This is a genomic window from Ramlibacter sp. 2FC, from assembly GCF_005503345.1.
GTDB lineage: Bacteria > Pseudomonadota > Gammaproteobacteria > Burkholderiales > Burkholderiaceae_C > SCMQ01.
On the sequence record NZ_SCMM01000102.1, the window covers coordinates 1 to 6,749 of the forward strand.

At 69.4% G+C, this 6,749-nt stretch carries 7 protein-coding genes; 4 read left to right on the top strand and 3 right to left on the bottom strand.

Features of this window, described 5'->3' with window-relative positions; translation table 11 throughout:
* On the bottom strand, positions 1-1,737 hold a 1,737-nt coding region (locus FFS10_RS22425; protein WP_137896818.1), incomplete at its 3' end, for an Rne/Rng family ribonuclease.
* Positions 1,738-2,292: 555 nt separating this feature from the next.
* On the opposite strand from FFS10_RS22425, the gene FFS10_RS22430 reads away from it, so the two are divergent.
* From FFS10_RS22430 to FFS10_RS22445, 4 genes are read left to right on the top strand one after another with little or no spacing between them, the layout of a single operon-like run.
* Positions 2,293-3,291 (top strand): RluA family pseudouridine synthase, encoded by a 999-nt coding sequence (locus tag FFS10_RS22430; RefSeq protein WP_249931391.1) that lies wholly within the window; start codon positions 2,293-2,295, stop codon positions 3,289-3,291.
* The gene (locus tag FFS10_RS22435; RefSeq protein ID WP_137896819.1) at positions 3,266-3,931 is read left to right on the top strand and encodes an HAD family hydrolase; all 666 of its coding nucleotides are present in this window, start codon (positions 3,266-3,268) and stop codon (positions 3,929-3,931) included. The genes FFS10_RS22430 and FFS10_RS22435 overlap by 26 nt, the downstream gene beginning before the upstream one ends.
* A 45-nt stretch (positions 3,932-3,976) precedes the next feature.
* Complete coding sequence (locus FFS10_RS22440) at positions 3,977-4,345, top strand: Rieske (2Fe-2S) protein (RefSeq protein ID WP_137896820.1); 369 nt, start codon at positions 3,977-3,979, stop codon at positions 4,343-4,345.
* 1 nt (position 4,346) lies between these two features.
* On the top strand, positions 4,347-5,387 hold the full coding sequence (locus FFS10_RS22445) for a S49 family peptidase (RefSeq protein ID WP_137896821.1): 1,041 nt from the start codon (positions 4,347-4,349) through the stop codon (positions 5,385-5,387).
* 25 nt (positions 5,388-5,412) lie between these two features.
* On the opposite strand, the gene FFS10_RS22450 is transcribed toward FFS10_RS22445, so the two are convergent.
* Positions 5,413-6,186 (bottom strand): SAM-dependent methyltransferase, encoded by a 774-nt coding sequence (locus FFS10_RS22450; RefSeq protein ID WP_137896822.1) that lies wholly within the window; start codon positions 6,184-6,186, stop codon positions 5,413-5,415.
* Positions 6,183-6,749: Maf family nucleotide pyrophosphatase (locus FFS10_RS22455; RefSeq protein WP_249931392.1), on the bottom strand; the 567-nt coding region annotated here is incomplete at its 5' end. The genes FFS10_RS22455 and FFS10_RS22450, both read right to left, overlap by 4 nt.

The window sequence follows — 6,749 nt, forward strand, 5'->3', positions numbered from 1 at the left end:
GCCCAGCAGGCTCTTGAGCCAGCCGAAGAAGCCGACCGGGGCCGGTGCAGGCGCCGGCGCGGGCGCCGCGGGGCGGGCCGGGGCGCCGGCCTGGGGCTTCACGGGCTCAGGCTTGGGCGCGACCACCGGGGCCGGCGCGTCGGGCAGCACGCCCTTGATCACCGGGGTCTGCTTGTTGGTGGGCTCCTGCGAGCGGCGCGTCACCGTGGTCGGGTCCTCGACCTCCTCGGCCATCTTGTAGCTGGCCTCGATGTGGTCCAGGCGCGGGTCGTCGTGCTTGAGGCGCTCGAGACGGTAGTTCGGCGTCTCCAGCGTCTTGTTCGGCACCATCAGCACCGTGACGCGCTGCTTGAGCTCGATCTTGGCGATCTCGGGGCGCTTCTCGTTGAGCAGGAAGGAGGCCACTTCCACCGGCACCTGCACGTGCACTGCAGCGGTGTTGTCCTTCATGGACTCTTCCTGGATGATGCGCAGGATCTGCAGCGCCGAGCTCTCGGTGTCGCGGATATGGCCGGAGCCGCCGCAGCGCGGGCAGGGGATGGAGGCGCCTTCGGACAGCGCGGGCTTGAGGCGCTGGCGGCTCATCTCCATGAGGCCGAACTTGCTGATCGAGCCGAACTGCACGCGCGCGCGGTCCTGGCGTAGCGCGTCGCGCAGTCGGTTCTCGACCTCGCGCCGGTTCTTGCTCTCCTCCATGTCGATGAAGTCGATCACGATCAGGCCGCCCAGGTCGCGCAGCCGCATCTGGCGCGCCACCTCGTCGGCGGCCTCCAGGTTGGTGCGTGTCGCGGTCTCCTCGATGTCGCCGCCCTTGATGGCGCGCGCCGAGTTCACGTCCACCGAGACCAGGGCCTCGGTGTGGTCGATCACGATGGCGCCACCCGAGGGCAGCTGCACGGTGCGCGCGTAGGCCGACTCGATCTGGTGCTCGATCTGGAAGCGCGAGAACAGCGGCGCATCGTCACGGTAGCGCTTGACGCGCGCGGCATGCTCGGGCATGACGTGGCTCATGAACTGGTGCGCCTGCTCGTAGATGTCGTCGGTGTCGATCAGGATGTCGCCGATGTCACCGTTGAAGTAGTCGCGGATGGCGCGGATCACCAGGCTCGATTCCTGGTAGATCAGGAAGGCGCCCTTGCCGCCCTTGGTCGCGCCGTCGATCGCGTTCCAGAGCTTGAGCAGGTAGTTCAGGTCCCACTGCAGCTCGGGCGCGCTGCGGCCTATGCCGGCGGTGCGCGCGATGATGGACATGCCGTTCGGGTACTCGAGCTGGTCCATCGCCTCCTTGAGCTCGGCGCGGTCCTCGCCCTCGATGCGGCGGCTCACGCCACCGCCGCGCGGGTTGTTGGGCATCAGCACCACGTAGCGGCCGGCCAGCGAAACGAAGGTGGTCAGCGCCGCCCCCTTGTTGCCGCGCTCTTCCTTCTCGACCTGGACCAGCAGTTCCTGGCCTTCCTTGATCACGTCGTTGATGCGGGCCTGGCTGACCGACACGCCGGGCGCGAAGTACTGGCGCGAGATCTCCTTGAACGGCAGGAAGCCGTGGCGGTCCTCGCCGTAGTCGACGAAGCAGGCCTCCAGGCTGGGCTCGACGCGCGTGACGACGGCCTTGTAGATGTTGCCCTTGCGCTGCTCGCGCCCCTCGATCTCGATCTCGTAGTCGAGCAGCTTCTGCCCGTCGACGATCGCCAGCCGGCGTTCCTCCGCCTGCGTGGCGTTGATCAGCATCCGTTTCATGATGCGTTCCTTTTCGTTCCAATGACTGTCACACGCCCCAGGGCCTGCAATGGGTGACAGGCCTTTGCGGGGCGAACGCTGCCTGAGCTGACGCTGTGAAACGAAGGGAATTGCCGATGGGCCTGCGGCTGCCTGAGGACTAGCTCAGCAGCCGTGGCGCGGGCGCGTGGATGGGGGCGAGGGTTGGAGGGCGCCGACGAGCCGCCGCGATGGCAGCCGGTTGTGCCCATGGGACGGCTGCGGAGGTCGAGCGCATGCCCACCAGCGGGGCCAGCAGCCACCGCCCGCAGGCAAGCATCGACAAGATCCACATGACCATCTCGCTTTGATCCGTCCACCAGCGCAGCGCTGGAGGACTTGGGTATTCCGTATCAGGGTTTCATGGCGTCGGCCCGAACCGGGGATATTGCGTGCCACTGTCGGCGCTGGCCTTCAGTCTGCCGGCAATGCCCAGGATGGCATCGACCTTCCGGCGCGGCCGGGCTGAAGGGTGGACTAAACTCCCTGCTCCGGGAGCCATTTCCATTGCAATCAACCACTTACAGCCTGTCGCCAGTGAAACAGATTATAGGGGGCAACCAGGCTTCCGCGAGCCCGGAGGTGAAATGGCTGACGGTGGACGAGGAATCCACCGGCCAGCGGCTGGACAACTACCTGATCCGCCACCTCAAGGGCGTTCCCAAGACCCATGTCTACCGCATCATCCGCTCCGGCGAGGTGCGCGTGAACAAGGGCCGCGCGGCGGCCGACACGCGGGTGGCGGCCGGCGACCGGGTGCGTGTGCCGCCGGTGCGGACCTCGGAAAAGGCCGAGGCCAAGGCCAGCCAGCCGGTGCCGCCGCGTGAGTTTCCCTTGCTGCTGGAGGACGAGGCCCTGCTGGCCATAGACAAGCCGGCCGGCGTGGCGGTGCATGGCGGCTCTGGCGTGAGCTTCGGCGTGATCGAGCAGCTGCGCCGGGCCAGGCCGGGCGCGAAATTCCTGGAGCTGGTGCACCGGCTGGACCGCGAGACCAGCGGCATCCTGTTGGTGGCCAAGAAGCGCAGCGCGCTCAAGCACCTGCAGGACCAGTTCCGCGAACGCGAGACCGGCAAGACCTACCTGGCCCTGGTGCTGGGCGACTGGCCGGCCAACAAGAAGGTGATCGACCTGCCGCTGCACAAATACCTGCTGGCGGGCAAGGACGGGGAGGGCGAGCGCCGTGTCAAGGTGGTCGACAAGGACCACCCGGACGGCATGCGTTCCGTGAGCCTGGTCAAGGTGCGCCAGCGGCTGGCCGGCTTCTCGCTGCTGGAGGTCACGATCAAGACCGGGCGCACGCACCAGATCCGCGTGCACCTGGCCTCGCAGGGCCATCCGATCGCCGGAGACGACAAGTACGGCGACTTCGAGCGTAACAAGGCCTTGCAAAAGCAGGGGCTCAAACGCATGTTCCTGCATGCCTGGCGGTTACAGTTCGACCACCCGGCCAGCGGCGAGCGCGTCGAGCTGCTCGCGCCCTTGCCCCCAGAACTGCAAGAGTTTGTCAGCCATGTCCCTGCGTCCGCGCCAGTTTGACCTGATCGCCTTCGATTGGGACGGCACGCTGTTCGATTCCACGGCCATCATCGTGCGCTGCATACAGCGCGCCGTGGTCGACGTCGGCGGCCAGCGTCCCAGCGACGAGGCCGCCGCCTACGTGATCGGCATGGCGCTGATGCAGGCCCTGGCCCATGCGGCGCCCGACGTGCCGGCGGAGAAATACCCCGAGCTCAGTGCGCGCTACCGCCACCACTACCTGCAGCACCAGAACGATATCAGCCTGTTCCAGGGCGTGCTGCCGCTGCTGGCCGACCTGCGGGCGCGCCACCACTGGCTGGCCGTGGCCACCGGCAAGAGCCGGCGCGGCCTGAACGAGGTGCTGCAGTCGGTGGAGCTGCAGGGCGCCTTCGACGGCACGCGCACCGCCGACGAGACCGCCGGCAAGCCCAGCCCGCTGATGCTGCAGGAGCTGATGCGCGAGTTCGGGGTCGATCCCGGGCGCACCCTGATGGTCGGCGACACCACGCACGACCTGCAGATGGCGCTGAACGCCGGCTGCGCCAGCGTGGGCGTGAGCTACGGCGCGCACGAGCCGGACGATTTCCATGCCCTGGGGCCGCGCCATGTCGCCCATTCGGTGCGCGAGCTGCACGACTGGCTGCTGGAACATGCCTAGGAGCCGGTCGGGCTTTGGGGTGGCCTGCTGGCAGGTGAAGGCCTGATGGACGCACGGCCCATCCCCCTGTGCAACTCGGCCGACCTGGTCGAGGGTGGCTTGGCCGTGCCTTTCGACGTGGTCTGTGGCGGCCAGACCTGCCGCGCCTTCGCGATCCGCTTCCAAGGCCGGGTTCATGCCTACCTCAACCGCTGCCGCCATGTGGCCATGGAAATGGACTACCAGCCGGGCCGCTTCTTCGACGACAGCGGCCAGTGGCTGCTGTGCGCCACCCATGGCGCGGTCTACCAGCCCGATACCGGGGCCTGCGCGGGCGGTCCCTGCCGCGGCGGCCTGATCCGCATCGAGTTGTCCGAACGCGACGGCGTCGTGCACTGGCATACTGACCACAACCTACAACCTGTCGAGTTTTGAAATGAGCGAAGCGAACGGCCCCGACAACGCGGGCCAGGACAAGAATCAAGCGCCCCCTGCCGAGCCGGGCCCAGCGACCGCCGCGCCCCGGCCGGCCCAGGGCGGCCCGGCCTCCGAGCCGGGCTGGGAGCGCGCCACGCTGGAGAAGCTGGCCTTTGCTGTGCTGACCGAGCAGCGCGCCGCGCGGCGTTGGAAGATCGCGATGCGCCTGCTCTGGCTGCTGGTGTTCGGCGCCCTGGTCTGGCTGGTGCTGAGCGAGCGTTCGCCCAGCACCAGCCCCAGCGCGCCGCACACGGCCGTGGTGGAGATCAAGGGCGAGATCGCGTCCGACGCCGACGCCAGCGCCGAGTTCGTGATCGCCGCCATGCAGAGCGCCCTCGAGGACTCGGGCTCCAAGGCCCTGGTGCTGCTGGTCAACTCGCCCGGCGGCAGCCCGGTGCAGGCCGGCATCATCAACGACGAGATCATGCGCCTGAAGGCCCTGCACAGGAAGCCGGTCTACGTGGTGGTCGAGGAGTCCTGCGCCTCGGCCGCCTACTACATCGCGGCGGCGGCCGACCGCATTTACGTCGACAAGGCCAGCATCGTCGGCAGCATAGGCGTGCTGATGGACGGCTTCGGCTTCACCGGACTGATGGACAAGCTGGGCGTGGAGCGCCGACTCATGACGGCCGGCGAGAACAAGGGCTTCCTGGACCCGTTCAGTCCGCAGACCGAGGCCCAGCGCAACCATGCCCAGACCCTGCTGAACCAGATCCACCGGCAGTTCATCGACGTGGTCAAGAACGGCCGCGGCAAGCGCCTGAAGGAGACGCCCGAGATGTTCAGCGGCCTGTTCTGGAGCGGCCAGCAGGCCGTCGAGATGGGCCTGGCCGACGGCCTGGGCAACCTGGACTACGTGGCGCGCGAGATCGTCAAGGCCGAGGACATCATCGACTACACGCGCCGCGAGAACGTGGCCGAGCGCCTGGCCAAGCGCTTCGGCGTGGCCTTCGGCGAGGGCGCCGTGCGTGCCCTGAAGTCGCTGCCCGCGATCCGCTGAGCCCCAGCGGCCGATCGAGGCCGGCTCAGCGGCCGATCGCGAACACTGCTGGCAGGGCGGGCGCGGTCTCGGCCTGCTGCCGCCATTGCCGCACCGCCTGGCTGCGCGTGCGCGTGTCCGCCAGGGTCAGGCCGCTGCTGACGGCCAGCCGGGTGGCGGGCTGCAGGGTCTGGACCAGAGCCTGCAGCAGCGCCGCGTTGCGGTAAGGGGTTTCTATGAACAGCTGGGTCTGGCCGGTCTTCAGCGCCAGCGCCTCGAGCTCGCGGATGCGCTTGGCGCGCTCGCCGGCGTCCTGCGGCAGGTAGCCGACGAAGGCGAAGCTCTGGCCGTTCAGTCCGCTGGCCGCCAGCGCCAGCAGCAGCGACACCGGCCCGCTCAGCGGCACCACCTCCAGGCCCAGCTCGTGCGCGGCGCGCACCACCGAGCTGCCGGGGTCGGCCACGGCCGGCATGCCGGCCTCGCTGACCAGGCCTATGTCCTGGCCTTGCAGCGCGGCCGCCAGCAGCGGCCGGGCGTCGAAGCCGCCGGCGTGGTCGCCCTTCTTGTGCACCTCGCGCGGCAGTTCGGTCAGGGTCTGGGCCTGCAGCGGCGCGGCCAGCGGCAGCAGGGCCTCGACGCGCTTGAGGTAGGCCCGGGTCGACTTGGCGTTCTCGCAGATCCAGTGCGTCAGGCGCGCGGCGACCTGCAGCGTGCCCTGCGGCAGCACCTCGGTCAGCGGGGCCTGGCTGGCGCAGCCGAAGTCCAGCGGGGCGGGCACCAGGTAGAGCCGGCCGCGCGCCGGTGCGGGCCCGGCGCTCACAACAGCTTCACGCCGGCGGCGCGGATCATGCGGCAGGTGCGGATCAGCGGCAGGCCGACCAGGGCCGTGGGATCGTCGTTGTCTATCGCGTCGAGCAGGGCGATGCCCAGGCCCTCGCTCTTGGCGGCGCCGGCGCAGTCGTAAGGCTGCTCGGCGTGCAGGTAGGCCTCGATCTCGGCGTCGCTGAGCGCGTGGAAGCGCACGCGCACCGGCGCCAGGTCGACCTGCTCGAAGCCGCTGTCCAGGCAGACCACGGCCACCGCGGTCTGGAACACCACGGTGCGTCCGCTCATGGCGCGCAGCTGGGCCACGGCGCGCCCGTGCGTGCCTGGCTTGCCCAGCGGCTGCCCGTCCAGGTCCGCCACCTGGTCGGAGCCTATCACCACCGCCTGCGGATGCCGGGCCGCGACCGCGCGCGCCTTGGCCAGCGCCAGGCGCAGCGCCAGCTCGCGCGGCGCCTCGCCGGGGCTGGGGGTCTCGTCCACGTCCGGCGAGGCGACCTCGAACGGCACGCGCAGGCGCTGCAGCAGCTCGCGCCGGTAGGTCGAGGTCGAGCCCAGCAC

What these genes read in the sequence shown, in the direction of transcription:
- FFS10_RS22435 (WP_137896819.1), top strand. Translation starts at nt 3,266, where the DNA reads ATGTCCCTGCGTCCGCGCCAGTTTGACCTGATCGCCTTCGATTGGGAC.
- FFS10_RS22440 (WP_137896820.1), top strand. Translation starts at nt 3,977, where the DNA reads ATGGACGCACGGCCCATCCCCCTGTGCAACTCGGCCGACCTGGTCGAG.
- FFS10_RS22445 (WP_137896821.1), top strand. Translation starts at nt 4,347, where the DNA reads ATGAGCGAAGCGAACGGCCCCGACAACGCGGGCCAGGACAAGAATCAA.